Below are 24,078 nucleotides of genomic sequence, written 5' to 3' on the forward strand. Positions count from 1 at the left end.
CTTGCCGACCATGTTTACGCAACCATACCAGAACGGTGGAGCGGCCCTGAATGCCATAACGCACCTGAGCCTGTTTGTAGGTGAGCTCGCCTTTTCAATCTGCTCGACCAGTGCCAGTTTAAAAGTCAGCGAGTAATCGCGCTGTGTCCGTTTCACACCTTGTCCCATCGGGTTCTCCATTTATTGGGGGGAAAGGTGTAAACCATATTCAGGACGGGACAAGAGAAATAAAAAAGCCACACCGGTTGGTGTGGCTTTTGTTTAGGAGGTCAACCAGGGTTGCTTAGGGGCGACCGGCCGGGCAGGTGGCCACGTTGACGGCGGCTGTGCTGCCACCATGACGACCTGATGTGCTCACTTCGTTGCGTACCAGCGGCGGGTAGTTAACCGGCTCACGAGCAGGCAGGGCAGGGGCTTCGGCAGGGGTTGCCATCGGCGCGGATGCTTTGCGGGCACGAGCCAGCAGGCCGGCACCGTGAGCTACCTGTTTGGTCACGACCGGAGTCTCTTCCACCGCAACGGCAGCGACAGGTGCAGGTGTTTCGACAACAGCAACTGGCATTTCGACTGCAGCCGGTTCAGCTTCGACGACAGGAGTGTTGACTGCAGGGGCTTCTTCAACAACCGGAGCGGTTTCAACCACGGTAGCGGCAGTCACGTCGACAGTCGGAGCGGAGACAACAGCAACTTCTGGCTCTGCTGCAACCACGACTTCTGCGACAGCGTCAACAACTGGGCTAGCGCTCACATCGGCTTGAGTTGCTTCAACCTGGGCAGCAGCCTGTTCGGCAGCTTCTTCTGCAACGGCTTCGACAACCACATGCTCGGTCAGTGCGGCAGAGGCTTGCAGGGCAGCTGCGACGGCTTCAGCGCTCGGGATGGTAACAACGGGCACTACCGGCTCTTCAACCTGCGCTTTGGCAATATCTGCCTGGGCTGCGGTGGTCAGAGTGGTGGTATCTTGCTGTTCTTCGTCACGCTGGCTGCGGGCATCTTCGTTGATGCGCTTGCGGCGCTGTCCTTCGATACGCTGGCTGCGCGGAGTGCGGCGTGAACGGCGTTGGCCTTCACTCTGCTCTTCCTGCTCGTTACCCACGGTGGCATCGATCACGTCAGCTTGCGCTGGTACTTCGTCAACCGGCAGGGCAGGGGTGTCAGCAGCGGCGACATCGACGCGGATCTGCTTGCGCAGTTGGCGACGTTCGCGGCGCTCGGCCACTTTCTGCTCTTTCTCCTGACGTGGCTGGACGGCAGTTGCATCAACGGCGTCTACCGCTTCAACAACGACTTCGGCGCGCGGCTCACGGGGAGCACGAGGTTCACGGGCCGGACGTGGTGCACGTTCCTGGCGCGGTTCGCGAGGCTCGCGTTCCTGACGGGGTTCACGTTCCATGCGCTGTTCGCTGCGCACTTCGCCACGAGCTTCACGCTCCTGACGAGGCTCGCGCTCTTTGCGCGGACGGCGATTGCGGTTTTCACCACCTTCGCGGTTGCCACCTTCACGCTTCTCGCCAGCTTCCGCATTGTTGCGGTTGCCACGATTGTCATCACGACGAGGACGCTGACCACGGCCACGGCCTTCTTCGCGCTGGTGACGTTGACCTTCATCCTTGCGTGCTTCACGAGCTGCAGGTTTCTCGGCGGGCGCTTTTACGTCGGCAGGGGCTGCATCGCTGCTGAACAGGCCGGTAATGCCTTTGATCAGCTTGCTGAAGAAGCCGGCTTCGGCAGGGGCCGCAGCAACGGGAGCCGCCGGCTGTTGCGGTGCAACAGGGGCCGGTTGTGCCGGTTGGGCAAAGCCTTGCAGCAGCGGTTGCTCACGCTCGATCACCTGAGCTTGCTTCGGTTGGTAGACCGGCTTGGCAATCTCGGTTTTCAGCTCATAGCTGGCCGCTTCCGGGATCTCGTTCTGACGAATGCGAGTCACTTCGTAGTGCGGGGTTTCCAGATGCTGGTTCGGAATGATGTAAACACGCACATCATTGCGCTGTTCCAGACTGGCGATGGCGGCACGCTTCTCGTTAAGCAGATAGGCGGCAACATCCACCGGCACCTGGCCGTGAACCTGCTCGGTGTTGTCCTTCATGGCCTCTTCTTCGATGAGACGCAGGATGGACAGGGCGAGGGATTCGTTGTCACGGATCACGCCTTGACCCTGGCAACGGGGGCAGATGTGGCTGCTGGACTCGTTGAGGGAGGGGCGCAGACGCTGGCGAGACATCTCCAGCAGACCGAAACGGGAGATCCGGCCCAGCTGGATGCGGGCGCGATCCTGATGAACCGCTTCACGCAGACGGTTTTCCACTTCGCGCTGATGGCGAACCGGCGTCATGTCGATGAAGTCGATAACGATCAGTCCCCCTAAGTCGCGCAGACGCAATTGACGGGCAATTTCGTCGGCCGCTTCCAGGTTGGTTTGTAGCGCAGTCTCTTCGATATCGCCGCCCTTGGTGGCGCGGGAGGAGTTGATATCGATGGAGGTCAGCGCTTCGGTCGGATCGATAACGATGCTGCCGCCGGAGGGGAGGCGCACTTCACGCTGGAAGGCTGATTCAATCTGGCTCTCAATCTGGAAGTGGTTGAACAGGGCAACTTCACCCTTGTACAGCTTCACACGGTTGAGGAAATCGGGACGTACCAGCTCGATATGGGCCTTGGCGCGTTCGAAAATCACCGGATTGTCGATCAGGATCTCGCCCACATCGCGACGCAGATAGTCACGGATGGCACGCACGATGACGTTGCTTTCCTGGTGGATCAGCACCGGCGCAGCGCGCTCCTGAGAGGCCTTGTGGATGGAGTCCCAGTGGTTGAGCAGAACGTTCAGATCCCACTCCAGCTCTTCTGGCGACTTGCCCACACCGGCGGTACGTACGATCAGGCCCATGCCTTCCGGCACGGTCAATCCGCTCAGGGCTTCTTTCAGTTCAGTCCGCTCATCACCCTCGATACGGCGGGAGATACCACCGGCACGGGGGTTGTTGGGCATCAGTACCAGGTAGCTACCTGCCAGGCTGATAAAGGTGGTGAGGGCTGCACCCTTGGTGCCACGCTCTTCCTTGTCGATCTGGACGATAACTTCCTGACCTTCGCGGACCACTTCTTTGATGTTGGGACGACCCTGATAGGAGTAACCGGAGGGGAAGTAATTGCGGGCGATCTCCTTCAACGGCAGGAAACCGTGGCGCTCGGCGCCGTAGTCGACAAAAGCAGCTTCAAGGCTGGGTTCTACGCGGGTGATCTTACCCTTGTAAATGTTCGCTTTCTTCTGCTCGTGTCCCGGACTTTCAATATCCAAATCGTAGAGCTGTTGTCCGTCAACCAGCGCTACGCGCAACTCCTCTTCTTGAGTTGCGTTGATAAGCATTCTTTTCATTGAGTTCTCATTATTGTGTCATTTTGATTTCCTCCATCTGGGTCCTGCCAGCGCCGGCCTCGGGTCTTCAGCATACTGGGGCAACCTCCCGGTTGGGGTATGCATGAGGCGCAAACTAAGGGCGTTCTGGTCATCACTTCTCGAGAAGGAATGAATAAGGATGCCGAAATGGAGACAAATAAACGGTGATGTTTGTGTTCTCCATGCGTTGTACCTCGCACCCGGGAACCGTCATGTTCTTGTATACACGGTGTTTCGGGATTGGGTGGCATACTTTTTGGCCACTTAGTACAAGGCTTGAACACAATGACAAAACCTTGTTTATTATCCCATTTAAACCTCTTTTATAGCAAGGCGCCATTTTTCAACAAACCATGCAGCCAAGGGGCGCTGGCAGTGTTAAAATCCGCGCCATGACACAGATACATCAACAAGTGCAGCTGCTCACCATCGAAGCTGAGCATGACGGGCAGCGCATCGACAATTTTCTAAAGACTCAGCTAAAGGGCGTCCCCAAGAGCCTGATCTATCGCATCCTTCGTAAAGGTGAAGTGCGAGTAAACAAAAAGCGCATCAAACCGGAGTACAAACTCTGCGCAGGTGACGAGGTGCGGGTTCCTCCCGTGCGCGTTGCTGAAAAAAATGAGCTGCCATCCGCAAACCTCGGGGTTATCCAGCGTCTGGAGAGCCAGATCCTGTTCGAAGACGATGCCATGATCGTGCTTAACAAGCCTTCCGGCATGGCCGTACACGGCGGCAGCGGCCTGAGCTTTGGCGTGATTGAAGGGCTTCGAGCCCTGCGGCCGGAAGCCCGTTTCCTCGAGCTGGTTCATCGACTGGATCGCGATACCTCAGGCGTACTGCTGGTTGCCAAAAAACGCAGCGCCCTGCGCAGCCTGCATGAGCAGTTGCGCGTCAAGACCATGCGCAAGCAGTATCTGGCGCTGGTTCGCGGCAAGTGGCAGGCTCACGTCAAGGTGGTCAATGCACCTCTGCGCAAAAACGACCTGCAGTCTGGCGAGCGGGTAGTGCGGGTCAGCGCCGATGGCAAGCCATCGGAAACACGGTTCCGCATCGTGCGTCAATTTGCCGAAGCGACCCTGGTCGAATGTAGCCCCATCACTGGCCGTACCCACCAGATCCGCGTGCATACCCTGCATGCCGGTCACCCGATCGCCTGTGACGATAAGTACGGTGAAGCGGCGTTTGACGAGAAAATGCGTAGCCAAGGGCTGAAACGGCTCTTTTTGCATGCCTGGAAGCTCAGCTTCACCCATCCGGCCGATGGTCGCGAGATGCAGGTAGAAGCACCGCTGGCACCTGAACTCGACAACTTCCTCAACGGCTTGCCACGCTGATGCAGGATATCCGGCTCGCCATTTTCGATTGGGACGGTACCCTGATGAATTCGGTGGGCCGGATTGTGGTCTGTGTGCAGGGGGCTGCCAGAGATTGTGAGCTGGCAGTTCCTACTCCAGCCCAGATCCGGCAGATCATCGGATTGAGCCTCGATGTCGCCATGTCCCGCCTGTTCCCTTTGCGTAGCGACAGTGGCACCGCCATTGATGAGCGCCAGATTACCATGCTCATCGATCGCTATCGTCATCACTATCTGCACGACACCACCCCCAGCCCGCTGTTTTCCGGGGCAGGGGAGCTGCTGCATGACTGGCAGTCACGGGGGCTGCAACTGGCTGTTGCTACCGGCAAATCGCGCCGTGGGCTGGATCGGGTATTGGATGAGACCGGGCTGCTCCCGTTGTTTGTGACCAGTCGTGGGGCCGATGAGGCTCGCTCCAAGCCTGATCCGTTGATGCTTGAGCAGATCCTGGACGAGCTGGGGCTGTCACCCCGGCAGGCCGTCATGATCGGCGACTCTGTTCACGATATGGCGATGGCCGAGGCAATTGCCATGCCGCGCATTGGCGTTACTTGGGGTGTAGATAGTCGGGATGCCCTCAGTCGTCACGGACCTGTGGCGGTGGTGGACTCCATGACGGCTCTTCGCGGGCTGTTATAGACGCCTCTCTTTAAGAGACATCGATCTGATTGATAACAGAAGCCCGGTCTATTGACCGGGCTTTTTATATTCTCGTTCTAGCTTATCTATTCGTCCGCAATCAGGGCAGGGCAATACCGTGGCGCTCCAGCAGCTCGATCAGGCCGATCAGTGGCAGGCCGATCAATGCGTTAGGGTCGCGCCCCTCCAGCCCCTTGAACAGCACGATCCCCATCCCTTCACATTTGAAGCTGCCCGCACAATCGAGGGGTAGTTCAGCCTCTACATAGCGGCGAATGGCGGCTTCATCGAGGTTGCGAAAATGGACGGTGAAAGGTTCCACCAGTTGATGAGCCTCACCGGTTGCGGCATTTACCACGCACAGGCCGGTGTGGAAGGTGACGCTGCGACCTTGAGCCGCCATCAGCTGGGCGATGGCATTGTCGATGGTGCCCGGTTTGCCGAGGATGTGATTATCGCAGACACACACCTGATCAGATCCGATGATCAAGCCGTGATCACGATGTTGGGCGACAGCATCAGCTTTGGCACGAGCCAGTCTGGCCACCAGCGCCTCGGCGGATTCGCCAGCCAGTGGTCGCTCATCCACATCGGGGGCGGCACATTCAAAGGGGAGACCGAGCTTCTCCAGCAGGGCTTTGCGATAGCGAGAAGTTGAGGCGAGGATCAGATTCTGTGGCATAATCAGGTACCGATGAAAGCGAGTACCGGCATTCTAGGGACTTGTGACGTTAAAATCATCGGCGGTAAGGACTTTTTCCTTTGACTATCAGTTGTTGGACCTATATTATTCGCGCCCTATGCAAAAGGTGAAGTTGCCCGTTAAGGTTGATCCAGTCCGTAGTGCCTTGAAGCTGCTCGATTACATCGGGATAGTGGAAAAGTCGCAGATGCCCAGGCTGGAGGAATCAACCGCTGGCTTGCAGAGTGATATCGATGTATCACTGCACTTTGGCAAAGATGTCCAGAAGTTGGCCGTTATGAAAGGCACTGCCCATGCCAAGGTTGACCTGGTTTGCCAACGTTGCGGAGAGACATTCGAACACCTCTGTGAAGCTGAATTTATCTACACTCCGCTGTTCGAAAGAACAAACGAGGAAGAACTGCCGGAAGCTTATGAGCCCATTGAGTTGGACGAAAACGGCGAGATAGATCTTCATCAAATCCTGGAGGATGAACTCATCCTCTCGTTGCCTCAAGTCGCTATGCATTCTCTGGATGCATGCCCGAGAGGAAACATGGAGATGACCTGGGGTGAAATCGAACCTGCTGATGAGCGGCCGAATCCCTTTGCAGTTCTTGAAGAGCTTAAACGTAAGTGAATTTAGGAGTTAGCCTACAATGGCCGTACAACAGAACCGTAAAACCCGTGCCAAGCGTGGCATGCGTCGTTCCCACGATGCGCTGACCACCGCTGCCCTGACTGTTGATCAGACCAGTGGCGAAATTCATCGTCGTCACCACGTGACTGCCGATGGTTTCTACCGCGGTAAAAAGGTAATCGCTTAAGGATTGCCTTTGTCTACGCAAACTGTCGCGCTAGACATCATGGGGGGAGATATTGGCCCCTCGGAAACAGTGCCTGCCGCCGTGCAGGCACTGTCTCTTTTACCCCAGCTAAAACTGATCCTGGTCGGCGACCAGTACCAGACCTCCTCTCTGCTGCAGCAACATGGTTTGCTGAATCATCCCCGAGTCCGTTTCGTACATGCATCCCAAGTGGTTGGCATGGGCGATAAACCGATCGTGGCGCTGCGTACTCTGAAAGACTCCTCCATGCGGGTGGTACTCAATCTGGTGAAAGCCGGTGAGGCCGATGCCTGCGTCAGTGCTGGCAATACGGGTGCGTTGATGGCGATGGCCAAGTGCGTGCTCAAATCCCTGCCCGGGGTCGATCGGCCGGCACTTATCAAGGCGTTGCCGACATTGAGTGGCAAACGCACCGTGATGCTGGATCTAGGCGCCAACGTCAGTTGCGATGCGGATACCTTGCTGCAGTTTGCCGTGATGGGCTCCGTCGTAGCCGAAAAGGTCGAAGGGATTGCATCCCCCCGTGTTGCCTTGCTCAACATCGGCGAGGAGGAGATCAAGGGCAACGATCTGGTGCGTCACAGTGCCGAATTGTTGCGTCAGTGCCACGCGCTCAATTATGTCGGGTTCGTCGAAGGGGATCGCATCTTCAGCGGCGACAGCGACGTGATCGTCTGCGACGGTTTTGTCGGCAATGTCGCCCTCAAGACTGCAGAAGGGGTGGTGCGGATGATGGCCCAGCTGGCCGGATATCCCCGCAAGAAACGCACTTTTCTTGGCCGGATCGCCGGATTTATGTTCAAACGGCGTTTTTCTTACCTGAACCCCGACCAGTATAACGGAGCAAGTCTGTTAGGATTGCGCGGCATTGTGGTAAAAAGTCATGGGCGGGCCGAACGGCGCGCTCTGTGTAATGCGATCCTGCTGGCCGCACAAGAGGCCAAACATCAACTTCCACTGCAAATAGCAGATCGCCTTGAAGCTGTCTTCTCTGACAGGGATCTATAAGAACTCTATGCATAGCAAAATTCTGGGTACTGGCAGCTACCTGCCGAGTTCAGTGCGTACCAACGCCGATCTCGAGCAGATGGTTGAGACCAGTGATGAGTGGATCGTGGAACGCACTGGTATCCGTGAGCGCCGTATTGCCGGTGCTGACGAGACCGTTGCCACCCTCTCTTACCAGGCCGCCCTGCGCGCCCTGGAGGCGGCCGGTTTGACCGCTGCCGATCTCGACATGATAGTACTGGCCACCACCAGTGCTGAAAATGCCTTCCCGGCTGCTGCCTGCGAGCTGCAGGGGCTGCTCGGCGTACCGGGCATTCCTGCCTTTGACGTGGCAGCGGCCTGTGCCGGTTTCACCTACGCACTCTCCATTGCCGATCAGTTCGTCAAATCCGGCGCAGCCCGCCATGTGCTGGTCGTCGGGGCCGATGTGCTCTCCCGCATGTGCGATCCGCAAGATCGCGGCACCATCATCCTGTTTGGTGATGGGGCAGGGGCTGTGATTGTCGGTGCCAGCGAGACGCCGGGCATCCTCTCTACCCATCTCCATGCCGATGGCCGTTATGGCGAGCTGCTCAAGCTGCCGCACCCTCGCCGCGGCATGCCGGGTGCCGAGCTCGAAGCCTACATGTACATGAAGGGCAACGATGTCTTCAAGGTCGCGGTCACCCGTCTGAGCGAGATCGTCACCGAAACCCTTGCTGCTGCAGGCATCGAGCCGAGCGAGCTGGATTGGCTGGTGCCGCATCAGGCCAACTTTCGCATTATCAGCGCCACAGCCAAGAAGTTGGGTATGAGCCTCGATAAAGTGGTGCTGACCCTCGACAAGCACGGCAATACCTCTGCCGCTTCCGTTCCGGTCGCCTTTGACGAAGGGGTGCGGGATGGCCGGATCAAACCGGGTCAGCTGGTACTGCTGGAGGCCTTTGGCGGCGGTTTTGCCTGGGGCTCGGCGCTGGTTCGCCTCTGATCTTCGGCGGGATGGTGCGCCCATCATCCCGTCACCGATTTCATTTTTGTCTTATCTAAAAGGAATCAATGATGACCCAATTTGCCATTGCCTTCCCGGGACAAGGTTCCCAGTCCGTTGGCATGCTGGCCGAGCTGGCCGAACAACATGCCGTGATCAAGGAGACCTTCGCCGAGGCGAGTCAGGTGCTGGGTTATGACCTGTTTGCCCTGGTGATGGATGGTCCGGTTGAAGATCTGAACAAAACCTGGCGCACCCAGCCTGCGCTGCTGACTGCCTCTGTCGCCCTGTGGCGCCTGTGGCAACAGCAGGGTGGGGCAACGCCTGCCATGATGGCGGGTCACAGCCTGGGTGAGTACTCTGCGCTGGTTTGCAGCGGCGCACTCGATTTTGCCGATGCGGTCAAACTGGTCGAGTTGCGTGGTCTGGCTATGCAGGAAGCGGTACCGGAAGGCACCGGCGCCATGGCGGCCATCATCGGTCTGGATAACGAATCCATCGCCGCCAACTGCGAAAAAGCGGCACAAGGGCAGGTGGTCTCTCCGGTCAACTTCAACTCCCCGGGCCAGGTGGTTATCGCCGGTCACAAAGAGGCCGTTGAGCGCGCCAACGTGCTGATGAAAGAGTCGGGCGCCAAGCGTGCGCTGCCGCTGCCGGTCTCCGTGCCGTCTCACTGCGCGCTGATGAAACCTGCCGCAGAAAAACTGGCAGCTGCGCTGGACGGGATCGAGATCAAGGTTCCAACCATCGCGGTCATCAATAATGTCGACGTATCCTGTGAACAGGATCCGGCCGCCATCAAGCAAGCGCTGGTACGTCAGCTGTTCAGCCCGGTTCGTTGGACCGAGACTGTCGAGCGGATGGCCAATGAAGGGGTTACCCTCGAGATCGAGATGGGACCGGGCAAAGTGTTGACCGGGCTCGCCAAGCGCATCGACAAGCGCGTGGAAGGTATTCACGCCAACGATGCCGCCTCTTTCGAGCAGGCGCTGGCCCAGCTCAAGTAAACAGGAGCAAGTGATGAGCTTTACCGATAAGGTTGTGTTGGTGACCGGTGCCAGTCGTGGCATCGGCCGTGCGATTGCCGAAACATTCGTGGCCCGTGGCGCGAAAGTGGTCGGTACGGCGACCAGCGAGAGCGGTGCCGAGGCGATCAGCGCCTATCTGGGTGACAATGGCTGCGGCATGGCACTGAACGTGACCAGCCAGGAATCCATCGAAGCCGTCTTCGCCGCCATCAAGGCGCGCTTTGGCGACATCGACATCCTGATCAACAACGCGGGGATCACCCGTGACAACCTGTTGATGCGGATGAAAGATGACGAGTGGAACGAGATCATCGATACCAATCTGACCTCGCTTTATCGTCTGAGCAAACCGGTGTTGCGTGCCATGATGAAGAAACGTCACGGTCGCATCATCAGCATTGGCTCCGTGGTGGGAACCATGGGCAATGCCGGTCAGGTCAACTATGCTGCCGCCAAGGCCGGTCTGGTTGGTTTTACCAAATCGTTGGCGCGGGAAGTGGCATCCCGTGGTATCACAGTGAACGCGGTTGCCCCCGGTTTCATCGAAACCGACATGACCCGTGCCCTGAATGACGATCAACGTGCCGGCATCATGAGTCAGGTGCCTGCCGCCCGTTTGGGTGATCCAAAAGAAATTGCCGCAGCTGTGGTATTCTTGGCTTCTGATGAAGCAGCCTATATCACCGGCGAAACCCTGCATGTTAATGGCGGGATGTACATGGTGTAATCAATTTGTCGTAAGATCTGTTCAAATTTGCGATAGTACGCCGAAGTTTGGCACATTTCGTGGTTTGACCAGCGGCAAGCTACTTGCAAACTCACGTCAATTGAATAAACTATCCCAACCAGACGCAAATAGCGTATTTTTAAAGGAAAATTCAGGTCATGAGCAACATCGAAGAACGCGTAAAGAAAATCATCATCGAACAACTGGGTGTTAAAGAGGAAGACGTTAAGAACGCTGCCTCCTTCGTCGACGACCTGGGCGCTGACTCTTTGGATACCGTTGAACTGGTAATGGCGCTGGAAGAAGAATTCGATACCGAAATTCCTGATGAAGAAGCCGAGAAGATCACCACTGTTCAAGCGGCTATCGACTACATCACCGCTAATCAGGAATAAGTTCCTGTTCTGAAAGAAGCGGCCCAAGGGCCGCTTCTTTTGTATTTGTTCCCTTTCAAAACACCTCTCGGAGACTACCTCAGTGTCAAAACGCAGAGTCGTGGTGACCGGCTTGGGGATGCTTTCCCCGGTGGGTAACACTGCCGAATCCAGCTGGCAAGCACTGCTCAACGGGCAGAGCGGCATTTCCCTTATCGAACACTTTGATGCCAGCGAGTTTGCAACCCGCTTCGCAGGTCTGGTCAAGGATTTCGATCCCGAGCAGTACGGTATCAACCGTAAAGACGCTCGCAAGATGGATCTCTTCATTCAATACGGCATCGCGGCCGGTATGCAGGCGCTGGATGATTCCGGCCTGACCATCAATGAAGAGAATGCCGAACGTGTCGGCGTGGCGATTGGCTCCGGTATCGGCGGTCTGGGTCTGATTGAACAGAACCACGAAAGCTTGGTCAACGGCGGCCCGCGCAAGATCAGTCCCTTCTTCGTTCCGTCCACCATCATCAATATGGTGTCCGGTCATCTTTCCATCATGAAAGGTCTGCAAGGGCCGAACATCGCCGTGACGACCGCCTGTACCACGGGTACCCATGCCATCGGCATGGCGGGCCGGATGATCGCTTACGGTGATGCCGACGTGATGGTCGCCGGCGGTGCCGAGAAAGCCTCCACCGCGATGGGAATGGGTGGCTTCGCAGCAGCCAAGGCACTCTCCAACCGCAACGATGAGCCGCAAAAAGCGAGCCGTCCGTGGGATAAGGATCGCGACGGTTTCGTGCTGGGTGACGGTGCCGGTGTCCTGGTACTGGAAGAGTACGAACACGCCAAGGCCCGTGGCGCCAAGATCTACGCCGAGCTGGTCGGTTTTGGCATGAGCGGTGACGCGTACCACATGACTGCGCCTCCCGCAGATGGCAACGGTGGCGCTCGTGCCATGAAAAATGCTATCAAGGATGCCGGCATTGCCCCCGAGCAGATTGGTTACATCAACGCGCACGGTACCTCCACCCCGCTGGGTGATGTGGCCGAGCTGCGTGGCATGAAGTCGGTGTTTGGTGAGCACGCCAAATCCCTGATGGTCAGCTCCACCAAGTCCATGACCGGTCACCTGTTGGGCGCCGCCGGTGCCATCGAGGCGATCATCACTGTGTTGGCCCTGCGTGATCAGGTGGCTCCGCCCACCATCAACCTGGACAACCCGGATGATGAGTGCGATCTGGATCTGGTACCCCATGTGGCCAAGCCAGGTAGCTTCGAGTACGCCCTTTCCAACTCGTTTGGTTTTGGCGGCACCAATGGCTCACTGATCTTCAAACGCGTATAATTTGCCGCAGGGCAAAGACACAGGCCCGATACTGCCGGTATCGGGCCTTTTTTATCGGAGGGATCCCTTTGCTTATCAATGGCATGAAGCTTGATACCATCTCGGCCCATGATCGGGGGCTGGCTTATGGTGACGGTCATTTCACCACCATGGCGGTCAGGGAGGGTCGCGTGTTGCAGTGGCCTGCGCATCTGGCACGGTTGCAGCTGGCCAACAACCGGCTGGGATTGGTTGAACCGGACTGGGATCTCTTGACCCGGGAGGTTGAAGAGATGGTGGCCGACCAGCCACAATGCGTGGCCAAGGTGATCCTGACCCGCGGCGAGGGGGGGCGGGGCTATGATGGCAGCGGATGTCAACACACAACCCGGATTGTCACTCTGGCGCCATTTCCCACTCACTATGGCCAGTGGCAACAGGAGGGGATCGAGATGGTGGTGTGCCGCCAGCGGATCGGCGATGCGCCCATGCTGGCCGGGCTTAAAACCTTGAATCGTCTGGAGCAGGTATTGCTGAAAAGCGAACTTGTCAGCCGAAATGCAGTCGAAGGGATAGTGCTTAACAGTCGCGGTTTTCTGATTGAAGGGGTCAGTGCCAATCTGTTTTGGCGTCGGGGCAAGACGGTGTTTACGCCCGATCTCGCCCGCGGTGGTGTCGATGGCATCATGCGCCGCCAGGTGATGGCGATGTTGAAACAGATGAGTATTGAGTTGCGTGTGGTAGAGGCTCCGCTGGAGTCACTATGGCAGGCGGAAGAGGTGTGGCTCACCAATACCCTGATGGGGATCGTGCCGGTCAATGGCATAGAGGATATTCACTATCCCCCAGCGGTATTGAGTCGCCGTTTACAGGAGCGTTTGGTCATTGAAGTTTAATCGGCTTTACACCCTGCTCGCGGGGGCGGCACTGACGGTAGCCGCTGCCGGGGGCTATGTACATTACAAATGGCAACAGGTAGAAACGCTCACCAACAAGGGGCCGACCCGGCTCTTTACGGTGGAGAAGGGCGCCCATGCAGCGCGCCTCATCGCCGAACTGGGTGAGGGGGAAACCAGCCCCTGGGCGGTGCGGCTTTGGTTGCGCAGCCACCCCGAACTGGTGGCCATCAAATCGGGCACCTATGAAATCAAGGAAGGTGCCCCCCTCAAGGAGACCCTTTCCCTGTTCGCATCGGGCAAGGAGTTTCACTTCAGCCTCACCTTCGTCGAAGGTTCCCGTTTCGAGGATTGGCAGAAGCAGCTCTCCAGCGCCCCATACCTTGAGCGATTGACCGTCGAGCAATCCGAAGCCGACCTGGCGCAGGAGCTCGGCATCGAGAATGGCAAGCTGGAGGGGTGGTTCCTGCCGGAAACCTACGCCTATACCACCCATGCCAGCGATCTCTCGATCCTGCGTCGTGCCCATCAGGATATGGAGACTTTCCTGCAGCAGAGCTGGGAGAAACGTCAGGCTAACCTGCCTTACAAGACCCCCTATGAGGCGTTGATCATGGCCTCCATCATCGAGAAAGAGACCGGCCAGCCGGATGAGCGGGCGCAGATCGCCTCGGTGTTTGTCAATCGTCTGCGTCTGGGCATGAAGTTGCAAACCGATCCCACCGTCATTTACGGGGTGAAAGATCGCTACGATGGCAACATTCGCCGCAGCGATCTGACAGACAAGAATCCCTACAACACCTATGTGATCGACGGTCTGCCGCCCACGCCTATCGCCATGCCGGGCAAGGCCTCCATCGAAGCTGCGCTTAACCCCAAATCGACCGACTATCTCTATTTTGTCGCCAAGGGGGGCGGTGCCCACTATTTCTCCAAGACCCTCGATGAACATAATCGGGCGGTTCGCGAATACATATTGAAGAAACCCTAATGTCTAAATTTATTGTGATCGAAGGATTGGAAGGGGCAGGGAAGAGCTCGGCCGTGCGTTATGTGACTGACTATCTGCAGCGTCACGGCATCAACCGGATCGAGTGCACCCGCGAGCCAGGTGGTACGCCGCTGGCCGAGCGGATGCGGGCCATCGTCAAAGAGGTGCACGACGAGCGCCTCACCATCGAGGCGGAATTGCTGCTGATGTATGCCTCCCGCGTACAACTGGTGGAGACCCGCATCAAACCCGCACTGGCCGACGGTATCTGGGTGGTGGGGGATCGCCACGATCTCTCCTCCCAAGCCTATCAAGGCGGTGGTCGTGGTATCGATGCACAGCTTATCGAAGCCATCAAGCAGGCGGTGCTCGGCAACTTCAAGCCTGATCTCACCCTCTATCTCGATATCGATCCTGCCCTTGGCTTGCAGCGCGCCCGCCATCGCGGCGAGCTGGATCGCATCGAACTGGAGCAACTGAGCTTCTTCGAGCGTACCCGAACTCGTTATCTCGAACTGGCTGCCAAGGATGATTGCATTGTGGTGATCGATGCGGCGCAAACGCCGGAACAGGTCAAAGCTGCCATCGAGCGTGCATTGGCTCACTATCTGTCGAACGAGCCGCTATGTATCCCTGGTTGATCCCCGACTGGCATGCCCTGAGCCAGACGGCCCAGTCCGGGCGGCTCGGCCACGCCTGGTTGTTGCTGGGCGATCCCGGTCTTGGCAAGGAGCAACTGGCCGAGCGGCTTGCACGTTTGCACCTTTGCCAGCAACCGGATCGCGGAGAGCCGTGCGGCCACTGCCACTCTTGCCAGCTGTTTGACAAGGGCAACCACCCGGATCTCGGCACCATAACTCGCGACAGCAAGACCATCGGGGTCGAGGCCATTCGCGAGATCTGCACCCGGCTGCAGAGCTCTGCCCAGCTCGGCCGTGGCAAGGTGGTGATCATTCCAGATGCGGAGCGGATGACCGAATCGGCGGCCAACGCCCTGTTGAAAACCCTGGAAGAGCCGGCCGGCGACAGCTTGCTGTTGCTGATTGCCTCCCAGGTTTCCCGGTTGCTTCCCACCATTCTTAGTCGCTGTCACAAACATGTCTGTCAGTTGCCTGCAGAAGGGGAGACAGTACGCTGGTTGGCCGAGCAGGGTCATCAGGCCACGTTGGCTCAGGTGCGGATCTGTCAAGGGGCCCCGCTGCGGGTACTCGACTATATCGAGCAGCAACAGGACGGTACTCGCCGCGAATTGCTGGAACAGTTTGTCGCCCTGAGTCAAAGTCCGGTCAAGGCGACGGCACTGTGCAGCCAGCTTGGTCATGAGACGCAGGTCAGGTTGCACTGGTTGCAGCTCTTCTTATGCGATGCCCTGAAAACCCAGGCCGGATGTGGTCACCATCAGCTTGCAATGCCTGATCTGGCAATCTTGAGTCAACGGTTGGCGGAGCAGCACTCCAGCGAAAAACTGCTGGAGGCAGAACAAGATCTTGTTGCCCTGAAAGCGGCATGCCAGCCTGGTCAGCTCTCCAATCCCACCATCCATCTGATGAACTGGCTCAGTCGCTGGTTATAAGTACCGACAAGCAGAAAGGTTTTATATGTTACTCGTTGATTCCCACTGTCATCTCGATCGCCTCAGCTATGGCAGCAAGCAGACCAGCATGGCTGATGTACTGGCCAAGGCCGCGAAACTGGACGTGGGATATTTTCTCTGTGTCAGTGTGACTCAGGCACAGTTCCCGACCATGCTCGAGGCGATCGCCCCCTATCCCCAGGTATTTGCCTCTTGCGGGGTACACCCGCTCAATCAGGAACCCGGTGTCGATGCCGAGTTGCTGCTCAAGCAAGCTGCCGATCCACGTGTGGTGGCCATCGGTGAGACCGGTCTCGACTACTTCTACTCCCCCGAGAACAAAGAGGTGCAGCAAGCTTCTTTCCGCGAACATATCCGGGTTGCTCGCGCGCTGAACAAGCCGCTGATCATCCATACCCGCGATGCCCAGCAAGATACCTTGCAGATCATGCGTGAAGAGGGAGCAGATCAGGTTGGCGGTGTGCTGCACTGCTTCACCGAATCCCTCGAAATGGCGCAAGCGGCGATGGCGATGGGGTTCTATATATCCATCTCCGGGATCGCCACCTTCAAAAATGCGTCTGCACTGCAAGAGGTGGTCAAGGCACTTCCCCTCGACAGATTGCTGGTCGAAACCGACTCGCCCTATCTTGCCCCCGTGCCGCATCGGGGGAGGGAGAACGAACCCGCCTTTGTGCGAGACGTTGCGCAGTTTATTGCCGATCTGCGTCATATTCCGCTTAATGAATTGGCAGAAGCCACCAGCCGGAATTTCTTTGAACTATTCAAGCTGGCGAAAAAATAACCCAAAAGCCCCGTTGTTCGGGGCTTTTATATTTCAAATACCAAGCTGATTACCCACGTGAATATCAACACCGAGTTACGTTATCTCTCACTTATTCCTGCCAATTTTACTTTTTCGTTTCTGCCAAACTGGGTTGAATGATATTCCTATGTTTCCTTTATTCAGCGTGGTCAAAGGGTAGTAAAACAAGATGTTCTAAGTATCGATAATATTCATTATCGATACTTGATGTGTGGGAAGGATCCTGTAAGATCCTCTCAAACTTCATATGAATCATAGTGTTTCGTGGCATATCCAACCTTGTCCAATCCGGCTTATCAGTCACTGCAGACTGTTTTCGATGCGCAGCTAAATAGTCGGGCACGCCGCTTTTTGCGCAGTGCAAAAGCGGATTCCACCCTCAATGCCTATCAGGCGGATACCCGTATTTTTGTCTTCTGGTGTCAATTGCACGGGCTGGATCCGCTACAAACGACCCATCACGACATCATGAATTTTCTCGCTGATCAGGCTGACGGCGTATTGGCAGACTGGGTATGGCTGGATAAAGAAGAGGGAAAAGGGGAGCTGCGCAACGGTGAACCTCGTAAACCGGCAACCCTGGTGAGACGGCTTGCCGGGATCCGTTATGCCTTCAAGCAGAAAGGCATTCACCCCATGCCCACCGAACATCCCGAAATTAAGGAGATGATGCGCGGTATTGTCAGGTTGGGGGATAACCGCAAGCGCAAAACCGGCGCCCTGACGCTGCAACCATTGACCCAGGTGCTGGATGGCATCGACACCGGTGACCTGGCTGGCTTGCGTGATCACACCCTGCTGCTCTTGATGTTCAGTGGCGCCTTGCGCCGCTCGGAAGCAGCCCGAATTGAGGTGAGCGATCTCGATTTTGTGGGGCAGGGGATCCGCCTTCGCCTCAAACCGAGCAAGCATCAGTTGCATGAAACCGAGATAGCCTTGATTCCGGGCAAACACTATTGCCCCGTGTCGGCACTGCAAAAATGGCTACACAAAAGCCGGATCAGCGAGGGGCCGCTATTTCGGCGCATGAACCGCTGGGGTCAACTGATGGCCGAACCACTCGGCCCCCAGGGCATCAATCTGATGATCAAGCGGCGAACCGGCCAAACCATTGACGATCTTTACGTCAGTGGCCATAGCCTGCGGCGCGGATTTATCACCTCGGCGGTAACAGCCGGCAAGCCGATGAACAAGATCATCGAGGTAACGCGCCACAAGGATATGCGAACCCTGCAGGAGTACTTCGATGATGCCCATAAATTCTCCGATCATGCCCTTGATGGCTTGCTTTGACACAACTGCGTCACTTCATTTTTTATGTTAAATGATATCTTGTTGATCTGATGATATATTTGCCGTGCAGCCAGCAGCCCAAGGTGGAAGGGCCATCTTCGTATGGATAATGGCATGTGATGAGAGATAACAAATCCGGAAATGGAAGATCGCAAGGACATATGAGCCAAGAAATGACAGGGCGTGAAGTGCAAGAGGCGGGGCCACAAAACAATGCCGAGCGGCAGCGCCAACATGTAAAACGCAAGCAAGAGACCCATACCCGGCTGCAATGCTGGATCAGCAATCGCCACGCCGAACGATTGGCCGCACTGGGTCTTCATCTCGAAGACAGTCAGGCATCACTCATCGAGCAGGCGATCGATCTGCTCTACCAACATGAGCTGGGTAGAGAACCTCCGTTTGAAAACAGAGTCGCCACACAGGTCGAAGAGACCGTTGAATAGACACAAGAGTGAAGTAATAGCGATACGTGAAGAGATAAAAAAAGCCAGGTACGAATTTCTTGTACCTGGCATAGGGGAATTGGCTCCTTGCAGAGCCGTGCGCTAACTGGTGTTCGGATTACCTTAAGCTTAGACAAGGCTCAAGGCTTTTCAAGATCCGAAGAAAAGTTCAACCAGAGTGTGGGTATTTCAGACTCGTTCAAGTGCTTATGCACCGAACAACCCACTAGGCATTGAACAGATTGTTGTCACGCACCAGCTCGCGGGGGAGGGCATTCTTGACCCGACTCCCCACCCATTTCCCCATCCCCAGGGTATGCCCCTGATAGCGGACGATCACCTCGCCAGCGCCAGCATCCTGCTCTGGCCAGACGTCCCGCCCCATCATGAATTCCCGCGCATTGGCGCTATCCAGCTCAACCACGCCCTTGCTCGCTTTATCGCCATAGGCCAATGCCCACTCATGAGTGAGGCGATAACCTTTCTTGAAGGTTTCGGCCAACTTGATGCCGATGCGATCGAAACGCAGCTTGTCCTGCACCTGATCAAACCGCTGGGGGAAGAGCCAGATCTCGTCATTGCGGCCAAACAGCTGACCCTGCGGTGCCACCCCGAAGTTGGCTTCGATCTCGCGCAATATGGGTTCCGCCTCTTTGGCAGGAAGCGGCGCAAAAGGGAATTTACCCAGCTTTCCCGGCTTGAACATGGTGTTGGGCACCGAGTGATGCTTGCGCAATCTGGCGACGAAAAAGCCTTCACTGTCGAAGATCTGGGGCCAAACGTGCAGGTATCCCTCGGATGTGCAGGCCTGCTCTGCATGAGGGAACAGGTCTGCCAACGAATCAAAACTCAAGGCATCGCCAAACTTGTCCAGCAAGGATTGGCAGACCGCCTGATTCTCCTGCTCACTCAAGGTACAGGTGGAGTAGACCAGCACACCACCCGGTTTCAGGGCATGGAAGGCGCTCTCCAGCAACCCTTGTTGCACCGCCGCAATCTCGTCGATGCTCTCGATACTCCAGTTGCGCAATGCATCTTCATCTTTTCGCACCGTCCCTTCACCGGAGCAGGGGGCGTCTAGCAGGATGGCGTCGAAGGTCTCAGGCAACCACTGGCCAAAAACCTTGGCATCAAAATGGGTCATGCCCACATTGGTCACCCCGCAGCGCTGGATATTGGCGCTAAGCACTTTCAACCGGCTGCTGGAAAACTCGTTGGCCACCAACATTCCCTGATTGTTCATCAGGGCCGCGATCTGGGTGGTCTTGGAGCCGGGGGCCGCCGCCGCATCCAGCAACATGCCATCCGCCTTGATCTTGTCGCTGGCAAAGAGTGCCGTCACCGGCAGCATGGAGCTCGCTTCCTGAATGTAGAAGAGCCCGCTCAAGTGCTCGGCGGTGTTGCCAAGTGGGACGGTTTCATCGCTGCGGGTCAGCCAGAAGCCGGTATCACACCAGGGCACAGGGTCAAGCTGCCAACCCAGTGGCTCCATCAGGGCGACGAAATCTGAGACGGCGACCTTCAAGGTATTGACCCGAATGCTGCGGCGCAGCGGACGTCGACAACTGGCCACAAACTCATCCATCGAGAGATGGGCCGGCATGATGGCCGCAATGTGGCGTAAAAAGTAATCGGGAAGGAAGGTGTTGTCGTGCACTGTGCCGTCTCGTTGACCGAAAAAGAGGGGCGATATCCTACCACAAGGCTAAGAATATTCTGAATCTGAACCCTATCAACAGGCACCGGAATATAAAAAAGCCCGGCACTGTGCCGGGCTTGGATGAGATACAAAGGGAAGAGATCAGGGCTGGATACGCGGACTCCACTCCAGCCACTCTTTCTCGGCCTTGCCGTAGAGCGGATAGCTGTGTCCTGCCTTGACGGTTGGCCCCATCTCTCTCTCCGGCGTATTGAAGGCGATGCCGCCGGCCAGCAGGCTCTGTACTGTCTCGACCTCTATGGTACCCCCGGTCAGGCCGATATCCGCCTTGACCCCGGAGACATTCCAGAAACGGGAGTTGGCCCGCACCAAATGGGCATACTCCTGATCCACGTTAACGTCGATCACCACCTCGCTGCCATCCCGAGCCAGCGCCACCTTGGTGATACTGCCCACTACCATCTTGCGAAACAGCAGCGGGCTACCGACGCTCAGGCCATTGACGGAGGGGCTCTTGAGGGTCAGGGCCAGACCCACCGGGCCGACCTGACTCAAAGGGAAAAGCTCTTTGCCAGCGCCTTTACCGGGTTGTGCTTCTACAAACGCCCCCTTGATCAGGGTATCGAGGTGAGCGACACCGCCCAGCCCCAGCTTGGCCTGCACCAGAGTAAAGCGGGCGCCGGACTGCAGGAAACGCTCGGCGTAGTGGCCATCGAGTTCCGCCTTGAAGATCACCTGACCCAGTGACGGCTCCAGCTCGATCTCTTCAATTTTGCCGATATCGACACCGCGATAGCGGATCGGGCTGCCAATCCCGAGCCCCGGATTGCTCTCTGCCACCAGTGACAGCTGGCGCACCTTGGCCTTTGCTTGCTCCCTGGAATCGAACAGTTGATGACTGCTGCGGCCATTGGCCAACCGATCGAACTCGATGGCGCCGCGCAGCAAGGTACCGAGGTTGCCCACCTTGACCTGCACCCCATCGACCCGCACCTTGGTGTCGATGGCCGGTTTTTTCCAGAACTGGGGTTGCTGGGCGAGGAGGGGAGCATAGACCCCATCAATCTCGAGTTCGATCTCGACCCCCTCTTTGGCGGCGCGTAGCTGTTTGACCTTGCCCGCTTCCAGCCCCAGATAGAGCACAGGCGAGCCAATGCCAATGCCATCGGCCTGATCTGCTTTGAGCAACCAGCGCTGGGGCTTGGCATCACGGGTGCCGAGCAGAGCCAGCTCCTGACTGGGGTAGAGACGGTTAATCCGCTCGCCACTGCTGGCTTGTACCAGCTTGATCCCGCCCCCCAGCCAGGCACTGGCCGGACTGGTTTCTACTTTGATGCCACTAAGATCGGCATCGATCTGCAACGGGGCGGCGCGATAGAAGCGGGCACGGTTGAGCAGATGACCATAGTTCGGCGCCATCACCAGCTCGACGCTGGCATTGCCGCGCGCATCCAGGGTGAGCTGGCTGATGCGGCCCACCTGCAATCCCTTGTACCAGACAGGTGCATCCTGATTGAGCCCCGCCAGATCGTCAGCCTGCAGCGTCACCTTGGTGCCGCTCTGGGGCGCGCGATCGGTAAGTGTCATCTTCTCTACCGGTTTGCCCGCCACATAGTCGAGGCGAATGGCCGGGCCGGAGAGCAGGCGATCTGCATGCTGCACGCCGGTCGCGGAGAGGGAGACGCTCTCCCACACCAGTTGACTCTTGTCGGTAATGCGATAAGCCTGCTCCGGGTTGATCAGCGCTGTGACCACCCGGCCTTTATCGGTAAGGCGAATGGGGTCGATACGACCGATCTCGATCCCCTCATAGAGGATGGGCATCCCCTCCTTGACCGGAAGATCGCCAGCCGCAATGTCGATACGCTCGCCACGCGCCGCTTCCGCCAGCCCTTTATAGAGGACGAAGGTCTGTCCCTTCTCCGGCTCCGGTGAATCTTTGGGTGAGTCAAAGGCAATGCCGCCGCTCAGGATGGAGGTGAGGCTGCCGGCCTCCACGTTGACGCCAGCCAGACTGAAGGAGCCCTTGATACCGCTGATATTCCAGAAGCGGGTATCGGCTTTGACCAGATGTTCGAAACGCGGCTCGATCACCAGATCCAGAATGACGTTCTGGTTGTCCTGACCCAGGCGGGTATTGATGACGCTGCCCACCTCGATACCGCGGAAATAGAGCTTGGCACCAATCCCCACCGAACCCAGCGAATCGGCGGTCAGGTGCAGCATGCGACCCTGAGCCTGATAGCCGGGAGGAGGGCCCTCCAGTGCATCGAAGGTCTCCTCCAGCGGATTGCTTTCACGCCCCGGTTGCAGGTTGATGTAGTTGCCGGAGACCAGGGTATCGAGGCCGGAGATCTCGGTGAGCGACGCCTTGGGGCTCACCAGCCAGAAGTCGGATCCCTTGCGGATCAGCGGTCTGGCACGGCTGTCAATCTTGGCCATCACCGCAATCTTGCGGCCATCTTCAGCCAGCTCCAGCTCCTGCACAACGCCGATGGCCACCCCCTGATAACGAACCTGGGTTTTACCCGGCAAGATGCCGTTGCCCTGGGCGAAGTTGATCTGGATAAGCTGGCCACGGCTCAATACCTGCTGATAGAGAAAGCCACCTGCAAGCAGCAGGGCTATCAGGGGTAACAGCCAGACCGGCGATAACCAGCGGCGCTTTTCGATGACGGGTTCAGCCCCGATCATAGTGACTCCTTATTGGCTGGATTAAACAGCACATCAGACAAAAACAGAGAAATCATCAACGGGCCGCCTTGTCCCACAGTAAACGGGTATCGAGCATGCGGGCCGACATCATGGTCAGCACGACCACACCGGCAAAGGCGGTGGCCCCCGGGCCTGCGCGAACACTCAGCAGCACACCACGATCGACCAGTGCCACCATCAGCGAAATCACGAACAAGTCCAGCATTGACCAGCGACCGATAAAATCGATCACCCGATACATCACCAGCTGGCGCTTGCGCCGCACCGGCTTGGCCCGCTGCAATTGCCAGCAGATCCAGCCCAGACCCAATATTTTGCCCACCGGCACCAGTATGCTGGCGGTGAGGACTATGGTGGCAATCCCGCTCATTTTGCTGCGATAGAGCATCATGATACCGCTGAAGATGGTATCTGACTGCAGTAACCCCTTGTTGTAGAAATGGGTAATGGGCAACAGATTGGCAGGCAGCAACATGAAGGTGGCGAGCGCCAGCAAGCCCCACGACCAGGCGAGGGAGCGGGGAATGCGCACCTGCAATTTGCTGCTGCAACGGGGGCAGACTGCCCCGGCTTGATAGCGCACCAGCAAACCACAGGTATGGCAGCGGCAGAGCCCCATCTCACGGGCGCTGGTCATGTTCCGGCTCCTTTAACGGGATCCTCGCCCAGTAGGGGGCGGGGTCAAACAGGATCAGCAGGGTCATGTTGAGCAGCATCAGAATACCGAGGCTGAGCAAGCCGCCACCTAGGCGCACATCGGCGATGTCGATCAGTTTGAACAGGGCAACCAGCAGGCTGACGATATAGACCTCCAGCATGGCCCAGTGGCGAAACACCTCGACCAGCTTCAAGGTGACGGGAAGAATGTGCCAACGTTTGGCCAGACCCGAAGCCAGCACAAAGATCCCCGCCAATAATCCCACCGGCGCCAACACGGCGCACCAGAGCACCAGGCTGGCTACCCACCATTCACCTTCGCCAAACAGCACCAGAATACCGCGCAGCAGGTCGGCGTCGGTGTTGACCCCAGCCAGCCGCAGATATATCAGCGGTTCAAAAAAGGCGGAGGGCAGCAGCAGAAATCCGGTGATGGTCAGGGCCATCAACTGGGAGGGACGAAAGGCATAACGGCCATAGAGATGTTGGTGACAACGCGGGCAGTGGGCATGGCGACGCAGCGGCAGTGCTTTGCGCTGGATCAGCAAGTCGCACGCCGGACAGACAATTACGGAACCGGGCTCCATCATACAATTCAACCTGTTGAAGGAATTGGTGAAATTTACCCTAAAACCGGTTTCCTGTCTTGCCTGCGGCCGGAATGTTA

Annotated in this window: 23 protein-coding genes and 1 pseudogene; 17 read left to right on the top strand and 7 right to left on the bottom strand. The window is 57.4% G+C overall.

Features of this window, described 5'->3' with window-relative positions:
* Nucleotides 1-168 (bottom strand): annotated as a pseudogene (locus AB5Y86_RS02230) (IS3 family transposase); the annotation flags it as partial.
* A gap of 115 nt (nucleotides 169-283) precedes the next feature.
* Nucleotides 284-3,376, bottom strand: a complete 3,093-nt coding sequence (rne, locus tag AB5Y86_RS02235) for a ribonuclease E (protein WP_368191959.1) — start codon at nucleotides 3,374-3,376, stop codon at nucleotides 284-286.
* 413 nt (nucleotides 3,377-3,789) lie between these two features.
* On the opposite strand from rne, the gene rluC reads away from it, so the two are divergent.
* Nucleotides 3,790-4,734 (top strand): 23S rRNA pseudouridine(955/2504/2580) synthase RluC, encoded by a 945-nt coding sequence (gene rluC, locus AB5Y86_RS02240; protein WP_042030945.1) that lies wholly within the window; start codon nucleotides 3,790-3,792, stop codon nucleotides 4,732-4,734.
* Entirely contained in the window at nucleotides 4,734-5,396 is a 663-nt protein-coding gene (locus tag AB5Y86_RS02245; protein WP_368191962.1) for an HAD family hydrolase, read from the top strand. Before rluC ends, AB5Y86_RS02245 begins: the two co-directional genes overlap by 1 nt.
* A 100-nt stretch (nucleotides 5,397-5,496) precedes the next feature.
* On the opposite strand, the gene AB5Y86_RS02250 is transcribed toward AB5Y86_RS02245, so the two are convergent.
* A complete protein-coding gene (locus AB5Y86_RS02250) occupies nucleotides 5,497-6,078 on the bottom strand; it encodes a nucleoside triphosphate pyrophosphatase (RefSeq protein ID WP_100653779.1) in 582 nt (193 codons plus the stop codon).
* A 118-nt stretch (nucleotides 6,079-6,196) separates the two neighbouring features.
* On the opposite strand from AB5Y86_RS02250, the gene yceD reads away from it, so the two are divergent.
* The 15 genes from yceD to AB5Y86_RS02325 all read left to right on the top strand — a co-directional run bounded on the left by yceD (nucleotide 6,197) and on the right by AB5Y86_RS02325 (nucleotide 18,379).
* Entirely contained in the window at nucleotides 6,197-6,718 is a 522-nt protein-coding gene (yceD, locus tag AB5Y86_RS02255; RefSeq protein WP_368191964.1) for a 23S rRNA accumulation protein YceD, read from the top strand.
* A gap of 19 nt (nucleotides 6,719-6,737) precedes the next feature.
* Nucleotides 6,738-6,905: a 50S ribosomal protein L32 gene (gene rpmF / locus AB5Y86_RS02260; RefSeq protein ID WP_005300935.1), complete on the top strand. Its 168-nt coding sequence runs from the start codon at nucleotides 6,738-6,740 to the stop codon at nucleotides 6,903-6,905.
* 9 nt (nucleotides 6,906-6,914) lie between these two features.
* Complete coding sequence (gene plsX, locus AB5Y86_RS02265; protein WP_368191966.1) at nucleotides 6,915-7,934, top strand: phosphate acyltransferase PlsX; 1,020 nt, start codon at nucleotides 6,915-6,917, stop codon at nucleotides 7,932-7,934.
* A 7-nt stretch (nucleotides 7,935-7,941) separates the two neighbouring features.
* Complete coding sequence (locus tag AB5Y86_RS02270) at nucleotides 7,942-8,901, top strand: beta-ketoacyl-ACP synthase III (protein WP_042655782.1); 960 nt, start codon at nucleotides 7,942-7,944, stop codon at nucleotides 8,899-8,901.
* A gap of 71 nt (nucleotides 8,902-8,972) precedes the next feature.
* The gene (fabD, locus tag AB5Y86_RS02275) at nucleotides 8,973-9,908 is read left to right on the top strand and encodes an ACP S-malonyltransferase (protein ID WP_368192047.1); all 936 of its coding nucleotides are present in this window, start codon (nucleotides 8,973-8,975) and stop codon (nucleotides 9,906-9,908) included.
* Nucleotides 9,909-9,921: 13 nt separating this feature from the next.
* Nucleotides 9,922-10,656, top strand: coding sequence for a 3-oxoacyl-ACP reductase FabG (gene fabG, locus AB5Y86_RS02280; RefSeq protein WP_005351850.1), 735 nt, complete (start codon nucleotides 9,922-9,924; stop codon nucleotides 10,654-10,656).
* A gap of 158 nt (nucleotides 10,657-10,814) precedes the next feature.
* Nucleotides 10,815-11,051 carry an acyl carrier protein gene (acpP, locus tag AB5Y86_RS02285; RefSeq protein ID WP_005300909.1) on the top strand — a complete coding sequence of 79 codons (237 nt, stop codon included), beginning with the start codon at nucleotides 10,815-10,817 and terminating at the stop codon, nucleotides 11,049-11,051.
* An 82-nt stretch (nucleotides 11,052-11,133) separates the two neighbouring features.
* Nucleotides 11,134-12,375, top strand: coding sequence for a beta-ketoacyl-ACP synthase II (fabF, locus tag AB5Y86_RS02290; protein WP_005360452.1), 1,242 nt, complete (start codon nucleotides 11,134-11,136; stop codon nucleotides 12,373-12,375).
* Nucleotides 12,376-12,443: 68 nt separating this feature from the next.
* Complete coding sequence (gene pabC, locus AB5Y86_RS02295; RefSeq protein ID WP_139429134.1) at nucleotides 12,444-13,250, top strand: aminodeoxychorismate lyase; 807 nt, start codon at nucleotides 12,444-12,446, stop codon at nucleotides 13,248-13,250.
* Nucleotides 13,240-14,241, top strand: coding sequence for an endolytic transglycosylase MltG (gene mltG, locus AB5Y86_RS02300; RefSeq protein WP_005333156.1), 1,002 nt, complete (start codon nucleotides 13,240-13,242; stop codon nucleotides 14,239-14,241). The genes pabC and mltG overlap by 11 nt, the downstream gene beginning before the upstream one ends.
* On the top strand, nucleotides 14,241-14,882 hold the full coding sequence (tmk, locus tag AB5Y86_RS02305) for a dTMP kinase (protein ID WP_368191968.1): 642 nt from the start codon (nucleotides 14,241-14,243) through the stop codon (nucleotides 14,880-14,882). The genes mltG and tmk overlap by 1 nt, the downstream gene beginning before the upstream one ends.
* Nucleotides 14,867-15,814, top strand: a complete 948-nt coding sequence (gene holB / locus AB5Y86_RS02310; RefSeq protein WP_368191969.1) for a DNA polymerase III subunit delta' — start codon at nucleotides 14,867-14,869, stop codon at nucleotides 15,812-15,814. Before tmk ends, holB begins: the two co-directional genes overlap by 16 nt.
* A gap of 25 nt (nucleotides 15,815-15,839) precedes the next feature.
* The gene (locus AB5Y86_RS02315) at nucleotides 15,840-16,619 is read left to right on the top strand and encodes a TatD family hydrolase (RefSeq protein ID WP_005345529.1); all 780 of its coding nucleotides are present in this window, start codon (nucleotides 15,840-15,842) and stop codon (nucleotides 16,617-16,619) included.
* A 285-nt stretch (nucleotides 16,620-16,904) separates the two neighbouring features.
* On the top strand, nucleotides 16,905-17,933 hold the full coding sequence (locus AB5Y86_RS02320; RefSeq protein ID WP_368191971.1) for a site-specific integrase: 1,029 nt from the start codon (nucleotides 16,905-16,907) through the stop codon (nucleotides 17,931-17,933).
* Nucleotides 17,934-18,094: 161 nt separating this feature from the next.
* Nucleotides 18,095-18,379 carry a RepB family protein gene (locus AB5Y86_RS02325; protein WP_113739559.1) on the top strand — a complete coding sequence of 95 codons (285 nt, stop codon included), beginning with the start codon at nucleotides 18,095-18,097 and terminating at the stop codon, nucleotides 18,377-18,379.
* A 226-nt stretch (nucleotides 18,380-18,605) separates the two neighbouring features.
* Here the strand turns inward: AB5Y86_RS02325 and rsmF are convergent, their stop codons facing one another.
* The 4 genes from rsmF to AB5Y86_RS02345 all read right to left on the bottom strand — a co-directional run bounded on the left by rsmF (nucleotide 18,606) and on the right by AB5Y86_RS02345 (nucleotide 24,001).
* Nucleotides 18,606-20,036: a 16S rRNA (cytosine(1407)-C(5))-methyltransferase RsmF gene (gene rsmF / locus AB5Y86_RS02330; RefSeq protein WP_368191973.1), complete on the bottom strand. Its 1,431-nt coding sequence runs from the start codon at nucleotides 20,034-20,036 to the stop codon at nucleotides 18,606-18,608.
* A 144-nt stretch (nucleotides 20,037-20,180) separates the two neighbouring features.
* Entirely contained in the window at nucleotides 20,181-22,733 is a 2,553-nt protein-coding gene (locus tag AB5Y86_RS02335) for an MlaD family protein (protein ID WP_368191975.1), read from the bottom strand.
* A gap of 55 nt (nucleotides 22,734-22,788) precedes the next feature.
* Nucleotides 22,789-23,391: a paraquat-inducible protein A gene (locus tag AB5Y86_RS02340; protein WP_005333132.1), complete on the bottom strand. Its 603-nt coding sequence runs from the start codon at nucleotides 23,389-23,391 to the stop codon at nucleotides 22,789-22,791.
* Nucleotides 23,375-24,001, bottom strand: a complete 627-nt coding sequence (locus tag AB5Y86_RS02345; protein WP_005345516.1) for a paraquat-inducible protein A — start codon at nucleotides 23,999-24,001, stop codon at nucleotides 23,375-23,377. The genes AB5Y86_RS02340 and AB5Y86_RS02345 overlap by 17 nt, the downstream gene beginning before the upstream one ends.
* Nucleotides 24,002-24,078 lie beyond the last annotated feature (77 nt).

The organism is Aeromonas sp. s8 (assembly GCF_040907785.1).
GTDB lineage: Bacteria > Pseudomonadota > Gammaproteobacteria > Enterobacterales > Aeromonadaceae > Aeromonas > Aeromonas veronii.